This is a genomic window from Gulosibacter sp. GYB002, from assembly GCF_036577665.1.
Taxonomy (GTDB): Bacteria; Actinomycetota; Actinomycetes; order Actinomycetales; family Microbacteriaceae; genus Gulosibacter; species Gulosibacter hominis.
In genome coordinates this window covers 212,774-231,782 of sequence record NZ_JARBDD010000001.1, presented here as the reverse complement: position 1 = coordinate 231,782, position 19,009 = coordinate 212,774, and the positions used below count along the sequence as shown (strand labels likewise).

Below are 19,009 nucleotides of genomic sequence, written 5' to 3'. Positions count from 1 at the left end.
CAATTCTTCGTGCCGCGATGACTACTCGTCGTCGCCGGTCCACAGCCCGGCCTTGCGCTCCGCCTCGAGTTCGGCGCGCGCGGCCGCCTTCGCATCCATGCGATCGTAGTATTCCTCGCGCTTTTCGGCGCGGGTGGGGCGGCTGCGTTCTTCAAGACGCGGGTCGGTGCCGTGTGCCGTCATCACTTCGGCGGCGGATGCGAGTGTCGGCTCCCAATCGAACACGATGCCGTCACCCGGGCCGATCACGACGGTTGACCCGGCCTGCGCACCCGCCTTGACGAGTGCATCCTCAATCCCGATCTTCGAAAGCCGGTCGGCGAGATAGCCGACCGCCTCATCGTTTTGGAAGTCGGTTTGCGCCACCCAGCGTTCCGGTTTGCGGCCGAGGATGCGGTAGACGGTGCCGTAGCTTCCACCTTCAACCTGCAGCTGGAACGGGGCGTGGTCGACCGCACGCGGGCGCACCACAATGCGTGGCCTGACCGTTTCGGCTTCGGCACGCTGCGCCCGGTCGGCATCAACGATCTCGGCGAGCGCGAATGAGAGTTCGCGCAACCCCTTATGTGACACTGCCGAAACTTCAAACACCCGGTAGCCGCGGGCCTCAAAATCGCCCCGCACAAATTCGGCAAGTTCGGCAGCCTCGGGCACATCGACCTTGTTGAGCGCGATGAGGGCTGGCCGTTCAAGCAACGGCACCTGCCCCTCGGGCACCGGGTAGGCCGCAAGTTCTGCGAGGATCACCTCGAGGTCGCTAATCGGGTCGCGGCCGGGTTCGAGGGTGGCACAGTCGAGCACGTGCAGCAGCACCGAGCAGCGTTCAACGTGGCGCAGGAAGTCGAGCCCGAGCCCGCGCCCTTCACTAGCACCCTCGATGAGACCGGGCACATCCGCGATGGTGTAGCGCGAGTTACCGGCCTGCACCACACCGAGGTTGGGGTGCAGCGTCGTGAACGGATAGTCGGCAATTTTTGGTCGCGCCGCACTCATCGCTGCAATCAGCGACGACTTGCCCGCCGAGGGGTAGCCCACAAGCGCCACATCGGCCACCGATTTCAACTCGAGAATGACGCGCGCTTCTTCGCCAGGGGTTCCCAGCAGCGCAAAACCGGGCGCTTTGCGTTTGCTGTTGGCGAGCGCGGCATTACCGAGACCGCCAACACCGCCTTCGGCGACGACGATGCGCATGCCCGGCTCAACCAGGTCAGCCAGTTCGCTGCCGTCTTCGGCACGCACCACGGTTCCCACCGGCACCGGCAGTTCTAGATCGGCGCCCTTCGTGCCGTTGCGAAAATCGCCCATCCCAAACCCGCCAGATTCGCTGCGGCGGTGAGCGCGGTGGTGGTAGCTCAACAGTGTGGTGACGTTGTTGTCGGCGACAAGCACGATGTCACCACCGTCGCCGCCGTTACCGCCGTCGGGCCCGGCAAGCGGTTTGAATTTTTCGCGTCGGATCGACATGCATCCATTGCCACCGTCGCCGGCGTTGAGATAGAGCGTCACTTCGTCGACAAAGGTGACCATGGCGATCCTTTCGTTCAGTGTTATGAGAATACGAGAAGAGGGGCGGATGCTCCTCCGCCCCTCTTCAGGAATGATTACCGGTGCGTGTGCAGCCGGTTTTGGTGACTATTCGCCAACCGCTACAACGTTGACGACCTTGCGACCCTTGCGGGCGCCGAATTCGACAGCGCCGTCAGCGAGTGCGAACAGGGTGTCGTCACCGCCACGGCCGACGTTGACACCGGGGTGGATCTTGGTGCCGCGCTGGCGGACGAGGATTTCGCCCGCGTTAACGACCTGACCGGCAAAGCGCTTCACGCCGAGGCGCTTCGCGTTCGAGTCGCGACCGTTCTTGGTCGAGCTCGCGCCCTTCTTTGTTGCCATGAGTTTTCAGCTCCTCGGGATTTACTTGATGTCGGTGACCTTGACGCGGGTGAGCTCCTGGCGGTGCCCCTGGCGCTTCCGGTAACCGGTCTTGTTCTTGTACTTAATGATCTTGATCTTCGGGCCGCGGAGGTCGTCGAGAACCTCAGCAGTCACCTTCACCTTGGCCAGCTTTTCGGCGTCGGTGGTGACCTTGTCACCATCAACGAGGAGCAAAGCGGGCAGAGTGATCTGGCCCTTGTCGTCGCCAGCGACACGGTTCATCTCGATGATCGAGCCAACCTCGACCTTCTCCTGCCGGGCCCCGGCGCGCACAACTGCGAATACCACTTCAGCTACCTTTTCTTCCAGCCCACGCACTTAGGTGGGCAAATCGTCTCATTTGATGAGGAAGTACCAAGTCCGCTGCGCCGGGCATCCACGAGATCGCAATGCATCCGTTAGCGAACGTGCAACAGCGCCCTACTTTACCCCAGCGAACAGAATCGCGTCAACCGTTGACCGGGTTCGGTTTTGCGGCGCCGCACTTGGTTAGCGACTTCCTTCGTCTGCCTCCGTTACCGGGCTCGCCGGTGCGGCACTGTCATCGGTCGAAATGGGACCGGTGGTGATGCGCCGACGCGGCTTCCGCGGCGTTTGCACCGACTCGGTCTTGGCTGCTTCTTGTTTGCTGCTGACCAAGGAATCGAGTGCGGCGTCGAGACTGCCGAGCGTTGCCGCAGCCGGCTCGGAAGCCGGTTCAGCGGCGGTGATAGCAACCTCGTCGAGGGGCAGACTAATGGATGCGATACGCGCGGCACGTTCCGACGGCTCGTTATTGTCGGTGGCCGGCTGCACTACCACGCGGCGACGGCGCGGCTTGTGCTTGGGCTGTGCATCCTCGGGAGATGTTGCGGGCGGCTCGCTGCTTTGTGACTGCGATTCGGTGCCGCAATCAGCGGCTGTTTCACGCGTGTCGCTGTCCGGCTTGCTGTCGCGTGAAGCGGACGTGTTGCGGCGCTTGTCATCACCCGAGTCTGAGTTTCCGTTTCGACCGCGGCGGCCGCGACGGCCGCGACGCGATGAGCTGCGCTCGGCATCCTTAGCGCTGTCGTTTCGCTGGTTGTTGTCGCTACGTTCGCTATCACCCACCGCGTCGGCGGCTGCGACCGCGGCTTCGAGCGACTTGCCACTCACTACCGCGGCGGCGGCGATTGCCAGGCGCTCGGCCGAGGCTTCAATTGCTGCCTGGCTGGGTTCGGCGCTGTCTTGTGTTGCACCCGCAATAGTGGATGCGGCAATCTTCGTGAGCGCGTTGCGGGCGTCGTCGGTGATTTCGTGAGTCGAGCCGTTTTGTTGCGGCTTCGACTTCGACTGCTGGCCGGAGTTTTTGTTGCGTCGGCCCCGGTTTTGGCGGTTGCCGCCGCCTGATTGTGCGGGCTGGTGTACGGGTTCGGCGTGCACATGCACACCGCGGCCGTCGCAGTGCTCGCACGGCTCCGAGAACGTTTCGAGCAGCCCCAGACCGATCTTCTTGCGGGTCATCTGCACCAGGCCGAGGCTTGTTACCTCGGTCACCTGGTGTTTGGTGCGGTCGCGTCCGAGACATTCGATGAGGCGACGCAGTACCAGATCGCGGTTCGATTCGAGCACCATGTCGATGAAGTCGATGACGATGATGCCGCCGATATCGCGCAGGCGCAGCTGACGCACCACTTCTTCGGCTGCTTCGAGGTTGTTTTTGGTGACGGTTTCTTCGAGGTTGCCGCCAGAGCCCACAAATTTGCCGGTGTTGACGTCGACAACGGTCATGGCTTCGGTGCGGTCGATGACCAGCGAACCGCCCGAGGGCAGCCACACTTTTCGAGCGAGGGCCCGGTCGATCATTTCGTTGACGCGGTAGTGCGAGAAGATGTCGCCGTCGCCGTCAAAGCGTTCGACTCGGTCGAGCAGATCGGGTGCGACCTGGCCGAGGTAGCTCTTGATGGTGTCGAGTTCCGACTGGCCCTGAACGATGAGTTTGTCGAAGTCTTCGTTGAATACGTCGCGGACGATTTTGATGAGCATGTCGGGTTCGGCATGTAGCGTCTGCGGCGCGCGGCCACCGTTGGCTTTGTTTTGGATCGACTCCCACTGCTTCATGAGTCGTTCGACGTCACGCGCGAGCTGTTCTTTCGTGGCACCTTCGGCGGCGGTACGCACGATCACACCAACGCCCTGCGGCAGCACCTCTTTGAGAATTTTTTTGAGGCGCGTGCGTTCGGTGTCGGGCAGTTTTCGGCTGATGCCGTTGAGGGTGTTGCCGGGTACGTACACGAGGTAGCGTCCGGGCAGGGAGATTTGGCTCGTGAGGCGGGCTCCCTTGTGCCCTACCGGGTCTTTGGTGACCTGTACGAGCACCTTGTCGCCGGGCTTGAGCGCGTTTTCGATTTTGCGCGGGGTGTTGGCGCCGAGGTTTGATTTCGCCCAGTCAACTTCGCCCGAGTAGAGCACGGCGTTGCGGGCGCGGCCGATGTCGACGAACGCGGCTTCCATACTCGGCAGCACGTTTTGTACGCGGCCGAGGTAGACATTGCCGATGAGCGAGGTGTCTTCGTTGCGGGCGACGTAGTGTTCAACGAGCACGTTGTCTTCGAGCACACCGATTTGCACGCGGTTGTCTTTGGCGCGCACGATCATCTTGCGGTCGACCGCTTCGCGGCGGGCTTGGAATTCGGTTTCGGTGACTACCGGGCGGCGTCGACCGCTGTCGCGGTTGTCGCGGCGGCGCTGCCGTTTGGCGGCCAAGCGGGTTGAGCCGTGCAGTTTTTGCGGCTCAGTGATGTCTTCAGAGTCGTCGCGCTGCTCATTCGAGCGCGAGTCTGCATCCGATTTGTGGGAGGTGTTGCTGCTTCCCTTGCCGCGACGGTTGCGGCGTGAGCGGCTGCGGCCGCGGCCGCTTCCCGATTCGTGGTCGCCGGTGTTGTCGTCGCTGCTGTCGTGGTCGCGGCGGGCGGGGCGTTCGGGACGCGGTGGCAGGTCGGGTGCCAAAAAGAACAGCGTGCGGGTGGTGATGATTTCGGGGATGCGCGGGTCGCGCTTGGGCTTATCGGCCTCGGTTTCCGGCGCCTTGGCAGTGTTTTCAGCTTCTTCAGGCTTGGATGCGGCCTGTTCAGCTTCTTCGCCGCTGGGTGCTTCGGTTGCGGCGTTCGGGTCGGGCTGGTCGGTCACGGGCTCGCCGTTGGCGTTTTCGGCCGTTTCGGGTGCAGCGTTGTCGCCGTTCAGTGCCGTTTCATCTGCTGGGGTTTCGGGCTGGTTGGATGTGGAATTTTCCACCATGTTCGGTGCTCCTCGCAGCCAGTCGCGTCGCGTTCCTGGCTACCTATCTCGTGCCGCAGTTCGGGCTGCGGGAATGCTGGCGCCGCATCTCACGGCGTTGCCGCTGGGGTGCGGCGGGCCACCCTCGAGCGACCCTGAAGTCTCGTGCGCTTATCGCGCCACTCAAGACTAACGCACCGAACCATCGCAGATGTCGAGCAGCAGAAGTTATCTGCCGACGCAGCTGCTACCTGATGCCTGTGGTCGATGCAGCATCAAGGGCCCGCAATCACTCAGACGGCCTCGTCACCGTCGGCTCCCGCCACGTCCGCGTCGGAAGCTCCGTATTCGCCACCGAAGCCAACGCCCAAAAATCATCTACCGGCAAACAACCCGTGTACATACGAATGTACATTTGACTTCCCTCAATCGTCCCAGCGATCACGGTAATGCCATTCTCCGAATCAATCCACGCGAATTGATTCACCACTTTGCCACTGCGCTGAGTTTCAGCAATCTTCTGCTTGAACTGCACATAACCACGCGACTCAAACACATCCCGCGCAGCCGCCAAAATCGGCTCCACCGCAACCGGCTCAGCCAAACGCTCCTCTACTCGAGTCGACACGAAACTTGCACCACGACTCCCTTCGCAGGGATACAGTGTGTACTGCTCCGGCTCCGGATCTTCCCAACCCACCGCACCAGCAGCAACCAACTGCAACTTGAACTCCCGAATCAATTCCCGAGACTCCGCCACAAACTCTTCACCCGTCATCCGCTCCGCAAACGGCAACGAACCACTATTATCCGGAAACATCCGGCCAGCATTCTCCGGCGGAGTATTCACCACACAACCACTCAACAACACCACCACAAATGACAACGCCAACCAGAACTTACCACCAGCACGCATTAATCTTCTCCTAGAATCACCCTGGCGAAATCATCAATAATCGGATTAGAATCCGTGCCATCAATCGGCGTGAAATAGTCAGCATGCTCCTTCTCTCCGATAAATTTCGAGCCGTATGGCACACCTGGCGGCTGCGAGCCCCGGTTTTCGAGCTGATTAACGTTGGCGTCATTCATTGGGTTATTCCCAAAGTTCCCGGTGGGATGTCCACCACCAATACCTCCAATTCCGTCACCGGGAATCAGCGAGGCAAAGACCCGCCCCTGGTCAACATTGAGATCGCGCGCATCTTCGACCCCCATACCGGGCGACCCAAAGAAGACCACGTTGTCGACCGCTCCCACTTTCACAGTCTCGACAGCGACTCCGGTGTTTGTCGACCCAAAGGAGTGCCCAGAGGCTGTCAAATAAAGCTCAGCGCCGTTGGCCTCACGCACCGAACGCAAGCCTTCGAGAAAAATACTTGCGCGCTCTCCTCCCGCCGTGAAGGGCCGAGTGTCAGTCGCGCCGGCAATAGTTTGTGGCACGTCATAGTCCATCCAATACACTCCAGCAGACAGCTCCCCGTCGGCACTTCGTGACCGTTTCAGGACAATATCCAACTCCTTGAGCCCCCTGTGCAACCCGCCTCTTGCGTTAGTCAAAATTCCAGGCGTGTGCACAACCATGTTCTTTGCATGATCGACATCACCGACACCAACAACCACTTCAAGGTTGTCGTGGCTGTAATCAAGTACCAGCAGTGAACGCGACAGGTCACGAGCAAGCGCATCATGCACGGCGAGCACGTCAGCATAGTAGGGATTTCTTCTTACCCACTCAGCTTTCGCAGTTTCCAGACTGGGCGGTTGCATCTCGTCACCGTAAATGTGTCGAGTGGACTCATAGATTTCGAGCTGTTCCTCATAGATCCTTTGCAGATCTTGATCATATTGCTGCAATTTAGGGTCGGCGAGCAGTTCATCCAGCACCATCCGATTTGCCCGGTCACGATCCACAGCAGGAATACCGTCGAGACTTCCGTAGAGCTCAGGGTCGTGTTCAATGAGCGTGCGCCGCTCGGTCTCGCTGAGCGCCGCCCACCAGACCGAAACCTCAGTCGGTGACCAATCAGCGAGCGGGGCCGCAGGCAAACCCGGAGCAAAATCGCTGCCTGGCCGGGTCAACGAAACGCTGTCACGCTCGAGCGCCGACAGTCTCGAACAAAACTCGGCATCCACCTCATCCGCAAGTGCGCACGCTTCGGCAATCATTTGACGCAACTGCTCAGCGTGCGCTTCATACGCTTTGATCAGTTCTTGAATCGCATTTCACTGCTACACGCGATGGCGTACTCGTAACCCCAATCTGCAATTCGTCGTATCTGGCCCCCATCTGCACGCTTCCGTCCGCACAAATCACCAGATCGTTGATTTCGGCAAACTGCCGACATTCCAGCACCGCCGTCTCAACTTCCCACACCCCGTCGGTTGCAGCCGCACAGGCCATCATGAGTTCCGATACCGCGGCCACAAAGTCATCGAGCTTGGCCTCATGCTGAAGCAGCCGCGATTTGAAAGCCTCCGCTGTAAGCCCCGTTGACTCCATCCCAGTACGGATGGCGAAACAGTCATCCGAGCACGTGTCGAGTGCGTTACGAGCCGGGATACACGTCTCGTCTGCTTGACCCAACGCCCCGTGTGTCCAATTAACTATCGTCTCCCAGTTCATCACCCCTCCACTACGGCATCAGCCGCCAAAGCGCTTCTCGATTGAGTTCGTCAACCGCAGCAAAGTCAGCCTCAATGGCCCGCAGCGACTCTCCGTCTGCGCTCAATGCAGATTTGAACTCCTGAAGCTCTCGAGCCAACTTGTCGACCACTGACGTAAGTTTTGACGCCGACTGCGATGCCGGCATCGAGTCTCGTGCATACGCCCCAGCTTCGCTCACACGTTGTGCAGCACCTAGCTCGGCGACCACCCCATCGAGTCGACCAGCTATCGCAGAAAACTCACCCGAGATGATTGCCAGCGACTGCATCCCCCCAGTTTCCTCACCTTTAAAGACCAAGTCCTCACCTTTGAAGACCAAGCTGTTACCGGTCATCCTAACCGCCACATGCAGCCACTACAGTCGGCCTCTGGAATGAGAAATGGCCCGCCAGTTGACGGGCCATTTCTGCTGAAACTCATTCAGTTTGTGCGAGCACTATTCGGCCGGGAACCACAGCCCCAGTTCACGCTCAGCCGAAAGCGTCGAGTCGCTCCCGTGCACGACGTTTTCAACCACCGCACTGCCCCAGTCACGGCCGAGATCGCCGCGGATGGTTCCAGGACGCGCAGTGGTCGGGTTCGTCTCACCAGCGAGCGAACGGAAGCCCTCGATTACACGGTTACCCTCAACGCGAATCGCAACCACCGGGCCCGACATCATGAACTCGACCAGCGGTGCAAAGAACGGCTTATCGACGTGCTCCTCATAGTGTTCGGTGAGCAGTTCACGCGACGGGGTCAGCATCTTGAGGTCGGTGACGGTGTATCCCTTGCGCTCAATACGCCCGATCACCTCACCGATCAGGTTCCGACGCACACCGTCGGGCTTCACCAAAACAAGGGTTGCTTCGGGGGCGGTCTGAGTCATTCCAGCTCCTCAATAGTCGATATTTGTTGGTCACCACGCTACCGCGTCTCGGTAACCAAAGTTCATTTCATTCAGCGGCAGCCTGGTCCATCGAGGCACGGCGCCGCTCAGCGTCAGCGGCCGCTTTCAAACACCACAGCCACAGCGCCGTAAAAATGCCGCCCACAACCCACATCGAGCCGTGTACAAATCCCAGCAGCATCAGCGCGATTTCCAGCCCCAAAAGAAACCACTTCCCCCAGGGGCGCCGCAGCGTCAACACGGCCACAATCATCAGCACGATGTAACCGGCAGTGCCGCCCAGCGCCACCGCCGGCGGCAGTGCCTTGAGTCCGAACAGCGCCATGCCGGCACAGAACACCGACACCACCTGGAAAGCAACCAGAATTGACCCCAGCTGCTCAATCAGTGATCGCGATCGACGCGGTCGCGCGCTCATGCCTCACCTTCCTCATCAGTGGCGGTCGGCCCCACAACGAGCGGTGCCTCGCCTGCCGCGGCAGCCCGCCAGCCCTCACGCTGGGCAATTGCCACCGCATCCCCAATCAACGTAATCGAACCGGTAATCAACACCCCGCTCGATGCGCCGACGCCAAGCTCGGCGGCCAGCTGCCGGGCAGTATCAAACGCGTCAACATCACGCTCAATAACTGTCAGCTGTTTGCGGTCGGCAACCTCATCACCCAGCACCTCCCGCACCTGCTCCCCCAGCTGCCAGGCGTCGATCGCCCGCGGCGAATCCGATTGGGTCACGATGATGCGGGTAGCAACGTCGGCCAGCGGCGGCACGATCCCCGCCACATCCTTATCGACCAGCACGCCGAGCACCAGCACGAGCTCGTCAAACGAAAACACCTCGCGCATCGCTTCGGCAAGATGCGCGGCAGCATGCGGGTTGTGGCAGGCATCCACCACCACGCTCGGCTCGGTGCCGATCAGCTCGAGCCGCCCTGGCGAGCGTGCCTCCAGCAGCCCCTCGGCAAGCGCATCCTCGTTGAGTTCACGGTCGAGCAGCTGCTCCACCGCGGCCATTGCCAGCGCCACATTGTCGGCCTGATAGCTACCGAGCAAGCGCACCGCCTGCGGCGCATACTCGGCACGGGTACCGCGCACCGCCACATACCGACCGCCCACCGCGGGCTTATCGCTCACCACCGCGAAATCTTCGGTGGCAAATTTCACCGGCACCTGCAGCATTTCAGCCGCCCGCCGCAGCTCGGCAGCAGCGTCCTCGGGCTGCGCCGCCGAAACCACGGTCGAACCCGGTTTGATAATTCCGGCTTTCGTGCGCGCAATCTCGGCGATAGTGTCGCCGAGACGGCCGCGGTGGTCGAGCGAGATCGGTGCAAACACCGCCACATCCGCATCGGCGACGTTGGTTGAATCCCATTCGCCACCCATCCCCACCTCGACGATGCCAACGTCGATCGTGGCGTCGGTAAAGCACGCATAGGCCAGCACCGTGAGCGCCTCAAAAAACGTCAACGCGGGTTTATCAGCGCGATCAAGCTCGGCATCAACCAGCCCAATAATGGGCTCAATATCGCGCCAAACGGTCGCCAGCTGCTCATCGCTGACCGGCTCACCGTTGATGCAGATGCGTTCGTTGACGCGCACCAGGTGCGGGCTCGTCAACAATCCCGTGCGCAGGCCGTGCGCCCGCACGAGTGCCTCGGTGATACGCGCGGTGGATGATTTGCCGTTAGTGCCGGTAATGTGAACCATCGCCCACCCCTCGTGCACATCACCCAGCAGCTCGCAGGCACGACGAGTGGCGTCCAACCGCGGTTCGGGCTGCGCCTCACCGGTGCGCGCCAAAAGCTCGTCGTACACCCGCTCGGCCTCAGCCGCCCAGTCGGTTTCGTCGCGCAAGCGCCGCTGCGCGAGTTCCCGCTCGCTCAGCTCATCATCGGGAAGTTCGTCATCTTCCAAATCGAGATCGCGCAGTTCCGCATCCAATTCGAGATCGTCGAACGGGGTGCCGCCGAGAAGCCGAGCCAGCTCATCGGCATCGACATCTGGCTCGGCAACCGGTTCGGGCTGTGCCGCCGGGTCGCGGCGAAAACTGGCACCGTCGTGCTTGTCACCTAGCCCACCGGGGCGGCCATATTCGCGGCCGGGCTCATTGCGCTCCGATTCGCTCACGCGCTCACCTTCTCGACCTCGACTTCAAGCGCTCCGTAACTGTGCGGGATGCGCGCACGATCAGCTTCGGGTGCCAGCCCGCCACTGATTTGGATTTCGAGGGCGAGCGTTTCGCCCGCGATCAGTTCACGGCACGATTCCATTGCGGCAACCGCGGCATCATCACTGCGCAGGGTGAGCCGGATGCGGTCGCTCACCTCAAGACCGGCAGCCTTACGCGCATCCTGCACGGCACGGATCACATCGCGCGCGATGCCCTCGGCGGCAAGTTCGGCAGTTATTTCACTGTCGAGCACCAGAATTGCGCCGTCATCGAGCAGCCCCAGCAGTTTGCCCTCAAACTCGTCGGCAATTTCGAGTCGCAGCTCGTATTCGCCGGCTTCGAGCTCGATGCCGCCCGAGGTAACCACCCCGTCGGTCACGCTCCAATCGCCCGATTTCGAGCCCTTAATCGCCTGCTGCACCTGTTTGCCCAGGCGCGGGCCAGCCGCGCGAGCATTCACCTGCAGCACCTGCGAGACGCCATATTCGGCCGCGGCCTCATCGGTGCGGGTGCGGAAATCAACCGAGCGCACGTTGAGCTCATCCGCCACAATCGGGGCAAACCGCGAGAGTTCTTCGGCGCGGGCTGACAGCACCGTTAGTTGCTGCAATGGCAGGCGCACCCGCAGCTGATGCTGTTTGCGCAGCGCCAGCCCGCCCGAAACCACGTCGCGCACCGCATCCATCGCCGCAACCAGCTCGGTATCGGCAGTAAATTCGTCCGCATCCGGCCAGTCGGTCAGGTGCACCGAACGGCCACCGGTGAGGCCACGCCACACAACCTCGGTGGTAAACGGTGCCAGCGGCGCAGCGACTCGGCATAGCGTTTCGAGCACGGTGAAAAGCGTGTCGAATGCGGCAGTGTCGTCGCCGGCCCCAGCCCAGAAGCGGTCACGCGAGCGGCGCACGTACCAGTTGGTGAGCACATCCGCGAAATCACGCAGCTGCGCCGTAGCGTTCGATGCATCCAGCGCCTCTAGGTCGCGCTCCACACCCGCCACGAGCTCGCGCAGCTTCGCGAGAATGTAGCGGTCGAGTACATCTGCCGAGTCGACCCGACGCTGGGCACGGTAGCCCTGCTTGTCTGGCCCAAAAGCGCTATTGGCGTAGGTGGTGAAAAAATAGTAGGTCGACCACAGCGGCAACAAGAACTGGCGCGTGGCTTCACGAATACCCTCTTCGGTGACGCTGAGGTTACCGCCCCGCAGCACCGGGCTCGACAGTAGGAACCAGCGCATCGCATCCGAACCGTCACGGTCGAACACCTCGTTCACGTTCGGATAGTTGCGCAGCGACTTCGACATCTTCGCACCGTCAGAGCCGAGCACGATCCCGTGCGAAATCACGCGCTTGAACGCCGGGCGGTGGAAAAGCGCGGTCGACAGCACGTGCATCACATAGAACCAGCCACGGGTTTGACCGATGTATTCAACAATGAAGTCGGCCGGCGAGTGCTCCCCAAACCACTGCTCGTTTTCAAACGGATAGTGGAACTGCGCGAACGGCATCGAACCCGAATCGAACCACACGTCGAGCACATCGGGGATGCGGCGCATCATCGACTTGCCCGTGGGGTCGTCGGGGTTCGGGCGTACCAGCTCGTCAATCGCCGGGCGGTGCAGATCGGTGGGGCGCACCCCGAAGTCGCGTTCGAGCTCGTCGAGCGAACCGTAGACGTCAACACGCGGATAGTTGGGGTCATCCGATTTCCATACCGGGATCGGCGAACCCCAGTAGCGGTTACGCGAAATTGACCAGTCGCGTGCGCCGGCCACCCATTTACCGAACTGGCCGTGTTTGACGTTATCGGGCACCCACTCGATCTGCTCGTTCAACTCGAGCATCTCGTCACGGAAATCGGTGACGCGCACAAACCAGCTCGAAACGGCTTTGTAGATGAGCGGCTGCTTACAGCGCCAGCAGTGCGGGTACGAGTGCACATACGACTTTTGCTGCAAAAGTCGCCGCTCAGCTTTCAGCTGCTGGATGAGCGGCCGATTGGCGTCGAACACCTGCTGCCCGGCAACCGGGGTGATGATGTCGAGGAAGCGGCCGCCCGCATCCACCGACAGGATCGTCGGGATACCCGCCGCGTCACAGGCCACCTTGTCATCCTCACCGTAGGCCGGCGCCTGATGCACCACGCCGGTACCGTCGGTGGTGGTGACATAGTCGGCCACCAGAATCTGGAAGGCGTTTTCGGTGCCGTATTTTTCGGTGTCGGTGAAGTAGTCCCACAACGGCTGGTAGCGCATCCCGCCCAATTCGGCGCCGCTGACGGTGCGCACGATCGCTTCACGCGCATCAGCTTCGCTTTCGTAGCCGAGCTCTTTTGCGTATGCGCCGATACCCGCATCGGCAAGCAAATACTGGGCTTCACCGGCAGCGGCTCCGTCACTTGCACCGGCGGGCCCGGCCGGCAGCACGGCATAGCTGACCTCGGGACCCACCGCGAGCGCCAGGTTCGTTGGCAGCGTCCACGGCGTGGTCGTCCAGGCGAGTGCCCGCACACCTTCAAGGCCGGCGGCGGATGCGCTCTCTCCCGTCAGTGGGAAGGTCACGGTAACGGTGTTGTCCTGCCGGTCTTGATAGACGTCATCGTCCATCCGCAATTCGTGGTTCGACAGCGGAGTTTCGTCTTTCCAGCAGTAGGGCAGCACCCGGAAGCCCTCGTAGGCAAGGCCCTGATCGTAAAGCTGTTTGAACGCCCAGATCACCGACTCCATGTAGGTGATATCGAGTGTCTTGTAGCCGCCCTCGAAATCGACCCAGCGGCCCTGACGTTCGACATAGTCTTGCCACTCTTGGGTGTAGCGCAGCACCGAGTCGCGCGCGGCGACGTTGAACGCGCCCACGCCCATCTGCTCAATCTCGTCTTTGGTGGTGATGTCGAGCTGTTTCATCGCCTCGAGCTCGGCGGGCAGACCGTGCGTGTCCCAGCCGAACACCCGCGGCACCTGGCAGCCCCGCATCGTGAAATAGCGCGGGAAGACGTCTTTGGCATAGCCGGTGAGCAGGTGGCCGTAGTGTGGCAGCCCGTTCGCGAACGGCGGGCCGTCGTAGAACACCCACTCGGGTGCACCGGCGCGCTGGTCAATGGATGCGGCAAAGGTCTTGTCTTCGCGCCAAAATTCGAGCACGCGCTCTTCGAGTTCGGGGAACCGCACCGATGGGGTTACGGGCATCGCACCCGGACCAAATGAGTTGGCGGGATAGACGGCGCGGTTGCGCTCAGCCGAGTCGGTCATGAGTGGTGGTCTCCTGAAACAGTGGGGTGCTGGCTGGTTCAGGGACGCTTTCGCGCGGTACCACCCCGATTGCGACGCTACTGCATCACCGCTCGTTCGTTGGCTGTAACGGGCCAGACCCGTTCGGTTCTACTTGGCACACCGATTGGCACGCTGTTCTTCCGAAGACTCCCCGTTGATAGCGGATCATCGTCAATAGCACCGAGTCTACTGGATTTCGCACAGTTCGCACGCGCGAGTTGTTGTACCCGAGCTGCAATTAAATGGCGTTCGGATGATTCGTATCAGTGGGCGTGGGATACTGAAGAGAACGCCATGCGCGTCCTGACCCAACGCGCAGGAAACGACCCCGAACGGTCGCACCACCGTCCGACGAAGGAGAAGGCAGAACAGCATGAACTCAACGCATACTCCGGTGAATCCGAACAACATCCCCCAGCTGTCGTCGAACTCCGACGTCAACGCCTGGGTCGTGAGTATCGCTGAACTGACCAAACCGAATCAGGTTGTCTGGTGCGACGGATCGGAAGCAGAGTTTAACCGCCTTACCGAAGAGATGGTCGAGCAGGGCTCGCTGATCCGGCTCAACGAGGAAAAACGCCCCGGCTCGTTCCTGGCACGCTCGGACGCCGGCGATGTCGCCCGCGTCGAGAGCCGCACCTTTATTTGTTCAGAACGCGAAGAGGATGCCGGCCCCACCAACAACTGGCGCGATCCGGCGCAGATGCGATCCGAGTTGAAAAACCTGTTCTCGGGCTCGATGCGCGGCCGCACCATGTATGTGGTGCCGTTCGCGATGGGTCCGCTCGGTGGCAAGATCACCCAGTACGGCGTGGAGATCACCGACTCGCCCTACGTGGTGGTTTCGATGGCGCTTATGACCCGCTCGGGCACCGCGGCACTCGAATACATCAAGCCCGACACCGATTGGGTGCCGGCCCTGCACTCGGTGGGCTACCCGCTCACCGATGACGACGGTAACGACCGACCCGATGTGCCGTGGCCCTGCAACTACCAAAAATACATCGCGCACTTCCCCGAAACTCGCGAAATCATGTCGTATGGCTCGGGCTACGGCGGCAACGCGCTGCTCGGCAAGAAGTGCTTCGCCCTGCGTATCGCCTCGGTGATGGCTCGCGACGAAGGCTGGATGGCTGAGCACATGCTGCTCATCCAGGCCACCAACCCCGAGGGTAAGAAGTACACCATCACCGGCGCTTTCCCCTCGGCAACCGGCAAGACCAACCTGGCCATGATGCGGCCCAAGGTTGACGGTTGGAAGGTCGAGACTATCGGTGACGATATCGTCTGGATGCGCCCCGGTGACGACGGCCGCCTCTACGCCATCAACCCCGAGTTCGGCTTTTTCGGCGTCGCGCCCGGCACCGGATACGACACGAACCCGGTGGCGATGGAAACCATCTCGAAGAACACCATCTTCACCAACGTCGCGCTCACCGATGATGGCGATGTCTGGTGGGAAGGGATGACCGCAGAACCGCCGGCGCACCTCATCGACTGGCAGGGTAACGACTGGACCCCCGATTCAGACACCCCGGCAGCACACCCGAACTCACGTTTTACCGTGCGTGCCGACCAGTGCCCCACTATTTCACCCGATTGGGAGGCCGTTGACGGGGTGCCGGTCGACATCATCCTGTTCGGTGGCCGCCGCCGCACCAATGTGCCGCTCGTCTACCAGTCGAAGGATTGGGACCACGGCTGCTTCCTCGGCGCCACGCTCGGTTCGGAACGCACCGCTGCCGCCGAGGGCAAGATCGGCGAGCTGCGTCACGACCCGTTCGCCATGCAGCCGTTCGCCGGCTACCACATGGCCGACTACTGGGGCCACTGGCTCGACATGGGTGAACAGCTCGGCGATAAGGCACCCGCGATTTTCCAGGTGAACTGGTTCCGCCGCGGCGAAGACGGCAGCTTCCTGTGGCCCGGTTTCGGTGAAAACATTCGCGCGCTCGACTGGGCGATTCGCCGAGTCGAAGGTGAGGTCGACTACGTTGAAACACCGATCGGAAACCTACCCCGTATCGAAGACATCAACGTCGAGGGCATCGACGTGACGCAAGAACAGCTCGACGAACTGTTCTCGGTTCCGGTTGAGGGATGGAAGGCTGAGCTGGTCGAAACCACCAAATACTTCCAGTCGATCGGCTCACGCGTTCCCGCCGAGCTGCTCATCCAGCTGGGCGAGGTGCGCGGTGGCTTCAAAGCAATCGACTAGCGAACGTTAACGCATACCAAACTGGCGGGGCGGATGATCGAAACTAAATCGACATCCGCCCCACTTTTTGCATCCCTAGAATTCAATTTTTTACCAGGTCAGCACGAACCCTAGCGGTGTGCCTCACAACTACCAGCAGCAGCCAGCGGGTGATCACCCGAGCACGTCACCAAAAGTTCAGACAAGCTCCATAACTTTGCGGCGCAATCGCACCACAACCGCTGTTGAAGGGTCGTTATGTCGTTGGAAATTTTGAACGGAGAGTTGGTAGAACTCTCGCGGGCGCTTGACAGCACCGCCGCGGAGGTGGCACCGGCAACTCTGTCCGGCGCGGCCGGTTCGGTTACCGCGGCAATGCCGGGCGCAGCGGCCTGCCAGGTTATGCAATCGGCAGCGACCACCTACGAGGCCAACCTGCGTCGCTTCGTGGACGCACTCAACTCGGATGCGACCGCGGCAAGCAGCTCGGACGCCGACTTCAACAGCACCGACAGCCACGGTGAGGGCACCTTCAGCAATACCGCCTGGAACAACATCGATTCGGCAGTGAACTACGGCGGGGAGGGCACCCGATGATCAACTGGGCAAGCATCCAAACCTGGAATCCCGCACCCCTGCAGGAAGGCAGCAGCCTGGCCCGGCACCGCGCCAACCAGCTCAGCTCGGCAGCCAGTGAACTCCAAAGCGCCGGTGGCCGCATCCAGTCGAAGGGTGAAACTGCCGATGCTGCCCGCAGATCAGCGGGCGAGCACACCGCCACAGCAACGACGCTGAGCGGCCAGCTCGACGGGCTTGATCGGGCACTCGCCCAGGGCGCCGCATCCGTAACGCAGCTGAACACGCAGGTGCGAGCCTGCCACACTTTTGCCGCCACCACGGGCATGGTTATCGCACCAACCGGCATGGTCAGCATCGGCCCCACCGTCAAAGCCACTGCCGTCGCACAGCAGGTGGCGATGCGCCTACCCACCTACACCGCAACACCCGCCTGGATCAAAGGCATGGCCGACCAGGCTACGCTCACCGGAATGGTGCAGGCAGCGGTAACACAAGCGAACACTATTGACGCTCAGCTGTCATCCGCTATCGGCACTGCGATGAACACCCCGGTGACGACTTCGGCAAACGGCAGTGCCCCGAACATTCAACTGACCGCGAACTCGATCGACCTCAGTGACGAGCTCGGCGACTCGGGCGCGGGAAAGACCCGGGGCAATGTTCCGCAGCTGCCGCTCAATGAGAGCGACTACTGGAACCCGCCCGAGGTCAAAAACAAGGTCGATGTGGCCGAGAAAATCGACCCCAACAAGACTTTCCCGCCAGAGGGATTCAAACTCGAACCCAACACTGCCTACACCGTGCACCAGGGCGGCAACGAGCAGATGCTGCGCGGCACCTACTACACCGACGAGAACGGCAACATCACTCACGTCGAAGCAAACGCCAGCCGTGAAAAAGGTGCGCCGCTCAACTACGACCTGCGCGAACCGGCGCCAAACACCACCTACCACGTCATGAACGCGCGGGGTGAGGGGTCAACCACCTATATCACCGACAATCTCGGCCGCACCGAAACGGTTATCATCGACGACCTCGACGACAAGAAGGGGGCTCGTCACCAGGGCATTCAGAGCACGATCGGGCAGATGGGCTCGTACGAGGGTGGCAGCAAAGAATCGGGCAACAAGGTGTACGACTATAACGGTGGTCACGCGGTTGCTGCTCAATTCGGTGGTATTCGCGAGAACATCAACCTCACCCCGCAGCTGGCCGATGTAAACCAGGCCAATAGCAATGCCGACTTCCAGAAGAACGGCCCGAACTACGGCCGGCTCGAAAACATGTGGAAGGCCGAGCTCGACAAGGGTAAGGAAGTGGATGTGGTCATCCACCACGTCTACGACAGCGACCTACAAAAACAACACAGGCTGATCGACCAGGTGCCCACGAGCTACATCGTTGACTACTCGAGCGACGGCAATATTTCGTCGACCTATGTGTTCGACAACACTCCGTAAGCGGGGCGCGGCACCGGTTGCTAACGAAGCGGTTGATTTGAGGTCGTACGCTAGACAGCGTTCAGACGGCCGGCCACTGTACAAGCAGTAGCGAGCGCGCAAGTGCGACCAAGAAAGAAGGGGCGGAATGGCTGAAAACGAGACTCCGAGCGGGGGCTTGCTCGACCAGCGCGAGGCGCTGGTGGCTGTGGCACGCGCGATGTGGGATGTACTGCCGGATGAATATGACAGCGTCACCTGCACCGCAATGGTGATGGGTGGCTTCGGTGAGTACCAGCAGCAGGCGCACAGCACCGAAGACAGCAAGGTGATCGGCGCCAGCTACCCGCTCATCAAGGCGGTCACCGAACTCCGTCGAATCATGTACCGCCCCCAAACTGGAACCTGGTACACCGCGACCTTCCGCCTGGTTCGCCCTGGGCAGCTCGAAACCCACTTCGACTACGACAGCGAGCCCGAGTGGACCATGCAGCCGTCAGATGACTCCTACCGGCAAGATGCCGAGGCCTTCCCCCGCGCCCCCGAGCACACACCCGATTGGATGCGGGCTAAGCTTCAGAGTTCGTAACGAGAACTTCAGACAACTTTGGCAGGCTGGAATTGGCTCGTGACCAC

Annotated in this window: 16 protein-coding genes; 4 read left to right on the top strand and 12 right to left on the bottom strand. The window is 61.3% G+C overall.

The features are described 5' to 3' along the window. Positions 1-21 precede the first annotated feature (21 nt). The 12 genes from obgE to ileS form a co-directional block, all read right to left on the bottom strand. Entirely contained in the window at positions 22-1,527 is a 1,506-nt protein-coding gene (obgE, locus tag PV375_RS00960) for a GTPase ObgE (protein ID WP_332105751.1), read from the bottom strand. Between the two features lie 105 nt (positions 1,528-1,632). Continuing rightward, complete coding sequence (rpmA, locus tag PV375_RS00955; protein WP_201517738.1) at positions 1,633-1,890, bottom strand: 50S ribosomal protein L27; 258 nt, start codon at positions 1,888-1,890, stop codon at positions 1,633-1,635. A 21-nt stretch (positions 1,891-1,911) separates the two neighbouring features. Continuing rightward, on the bottom strand, positions 1,912-2,220 hold the full coding sequence (rplU, locus tag PV375_RS00950; RefSeq protein WP_201517739.1) for a 50S ribosomal protein L21: 309 nt from the start codon (positions 2,218-2,220) through the stop codon (positions 1,912-1,914). A 201-nt stretch (positions 2,221-2,421) separates the two neighbouring features. Next, entirely contained in the window at positions 2,422-5,187 is a 2,766-nt protein-coding gene (locus PV375_RS00945; RefSeq protein WP_332105750.1) for an Rne/Rng family ribonuclease, read from the bottom strand. A 268-nt stretch (positions 5,188-5,455) separates the two neighbouring features. Beyond that, positions 5,456-6,082, bottom strand: coding sequence for a hypothetical protein (locus PV375_RS00940; protein ID WP_332105749.1), 627 nt, complete (start codon positions 6,080-6,082; stop codon positions 5,456-5,458). Beyond that, positions 6,082-7,335 (bottom strand): alpha/beta hydrolase, encoded by a 1,254-nt coding sequence (locus PV375_RS00935; protein WP_332105748.1) that lies wholly within the window; start codon positions 7,333-7,335, stop codon positions 6,082-6,084. Before PV375_RS00935 ends, PV375_RS00940 begins: the two co-directional genes overlap by 1 nt. Positions 7,336-7,360: 25 nt before the next feature. Beyond that, positions 7,361-7,669 (bottom strand): hypothetical protein, encoded by a 309-nt coding sequence (locus tag PV375_RS00930; protein WP_332105747.1) that lies wholly within the window; start codon positions 7,667-7,669, stop codon positions 7,361-7,363. A 133-nt stretch (positions 7,670-7,802) separates the two neighbouring features. After that, a complete protein-coding gene (locus PV375_RS00925; protein ID WP_332105746.1) occupies positions 7,803-8,168 on the bottom strand; it encodes a hypothetical protein in 366 nt (121 codons plus the stop codon). Between the two features lie 102 nt (positions 8,169-8,270). Then, positions 8,271-8,702 carry a nucleoside-diphosphate kinase gene (gene ndk / locus PV375_RS00920; protein WP_332105745.1) on the bottom strand — a complete coding sequence of 144 codons (432 nt, stop codon included), beginning with the start codon at positions 8,700-8,702 and terminating at the stop codon, positions 8,271-8,273. Positions 8,703-8,769: 67 nt separating this feature from the next. Next, positions 8,770-9,141 carry a DUF4233 domain-containing protein gene (locus PV375_RS00915; RefSeq protein WP_332105744.1) on the bottom strand — a complete coding sequence of 124 codons (372 nt, stop codon included), beginning with the start codon at positions 9,139-9,141 and terminating at the stop codon, positions 8,770-8,772. Continuing rightward, a complete protein-coding gene (locus PV375_RS00910) occupies positions 9,138-10,574 on the bottom strand; it encodes a bifunctional folylpolyglutamate synthase/dihydrofolate synthase (protein ID WP_442903915.1) in 1,437 nt (478 codons plus the stop codon). The genes PV375_RS00915 and PV375_RS00910 overlap by 4 nt, the downstream gene beginning before the upstream one ends. Before the next feature lie 269 nt (positions 10,575-10,843). After that, positions 10,844-14,074 (bottom strand): isoleucine--tRNA ligase, encoded by a 3,231-nt coding sequence (ileS, locus tag PV375_RS00905; RefSeq protein ID WP_332105808.1) that lies wholly within the window; start codon positions 14,072-14,074, stop codon positions 10,844-10,846. A 457-nt stretch (positions 14,075-14,531) separates the two neighbouring features. On the opposite strand from ileS, the gene PV375_RS00900 reads away from it, so the two are divergent. From PV375_RS00900 to PV375_RS00885, 4 genes are all read left to right on the top strand, one after another. Continuing rightward, a complete protein-coding gene (locus tag PV375_RS00900; RefSeq protein ID WP_332105742.1) occupies positions 14,532-16,376 on the top strand; it encodes a phosphoenolpyruvate carboxykinase (GTP) in 1,845 nt (614 codons plus the stop codon). Between the two features lie 237 nt (positions 16,377-16,613). Then, a complete protein-coding gene (locus tag PV375_RS00895; RefSeq protein ID WP_332105741.1) occupies positions 16,614-16,952 on the top strand; it encodes a hypothetical protein in 339 nt (112 codons plus the stop codon). After that, the gene (locus tag PV375_RS00890; RefSeq protein ID WP_332105740.1) at positions 16,949-18,394 is read left to right on the top strand and encodes a DNA/RNA non-specific endonuclease; all 1,446 of its coding nucleotides are present in this window, start codon (positions 16,949-16,951) and stop codon (positions 18,392-18,394) included. Before PV375_RS00895 ends, PV375_RS00890 begins: the two co-directional genes overlap by 4 nt. Positions 18,395-18,521: 127 nt before the next feature. Next, positions 18,522-18,962, top strand: coding sequence for a hypothetical protein (locus tag PV375_RS00885; RefSeq protein WP_332105739.1), 441 nt, complete (start codon positions 18,522-18,524; stop codon positions 18,960-18,962). Positions 18,963-19,009: the final 47 nt, after the last annotated feature.

Excerpts from the sequence above, each read along its gene's own strand:
- PV375_RS00925 (WP_332105746.1), bottom strand. The coding sequence starts at position 8,168 with ATGACCGGTAACAGCTTGGTCTTCAAAGGTGAGGACTTGGTCTTTAAA.
- PV375_RS00900 (WP_332105742.1), top strand. The coding sequence starts at position 14,532 with ATGAACTCAACGCATACTCCGGTGAATCCGAACAACATCCCCCAGCTG.
- PV375_RS00940 (WP_332105749.1), bottom strand. The coding sequence starts at position 6,082 with ATGCGTGCTGGTGGTAAGTTCTGGTTGGCGTTGTCATTTGTGGTGGTG.
- PV375_RS00935 (WP_332105748.1), bottom strand. The coding sequence starts at position 7,335 with ATGATTGCCGAAGCGTGCGCACTTGCGGATGAGGTGGATGCCGAGTTT.
- PV375_RS00895 (WP_332105741.1), top strand. The coding sequence starts at position 16,614 with ATGTCGTTGGAAATTTTGAACGGAGAGTTGGTAGAACTCTCGCGGGCG.
- rpmA (WP_201517738.1), bottom strand. The coding sequence starts at position 1,890 with ATGGCAACAAAGAAGGGCGCGAGCTCGACCAAGAACGGTCGCGACTCG.
- PV375_RS00945 (WP_332105750.1), bottom strand. The coding sequence starts at position 5,187 with ATGGTGGAAAATTCCACATCCAACCAGCCCGAAACCCCAGCAGATGAA.
- obgE (WP_332105751.1), bottom strand. The coding sequence starts at position 1,527 with ATGGTCACCTTTGTCGACGAAGTGACGCTCTATCTCAACGCCGGCGAC.
- PV375_RS00930 (WP_332105747.1), bottom strand. The coding sequence starts at position 7,669 with ATGGAGTCAACGGGGCTTACAGCGGAGGCTTTCAAATCGCGGCTGCTT.
- ileS (WP_332105808.1), bottom strand. The coding sequence starts at position 14,074 with ATGCCCGTAACCCCATCGGTGCGGTTCCCCGAACTCGAAGAGCGCGTG.
- PV375_RS00890 (WP_332105740.1), top strand. The coding sequence starts at position 16,949 with ATGATCAACTGGGCAAGCATCCAAACCTGGAATCCCGCACCCCTGCAG.
- PV375_RS00885 (WP_332105739.1), top strand. The coding sequence starts at position 18,522 with ATGGCTGAAAACGAGACTCCGAGCGGGGGCTTGCTCGACCAGCGCGAG.
- ndk (WP_332105745.1), bottom strand. The coding sequence starts at position 8,702 with ATGACTCAGACCGCCCCCGAAGCAACCCTTGTTTTGGTGAAGCCCGAC.
- PV375_RS00915 (WP_332105744.1), bottom strand. The coding sequence starts at position 9,141 with ATGAGCGCGCGACCGCGTCGATCGCGATCACTGATTGAGCAGCTGGGG.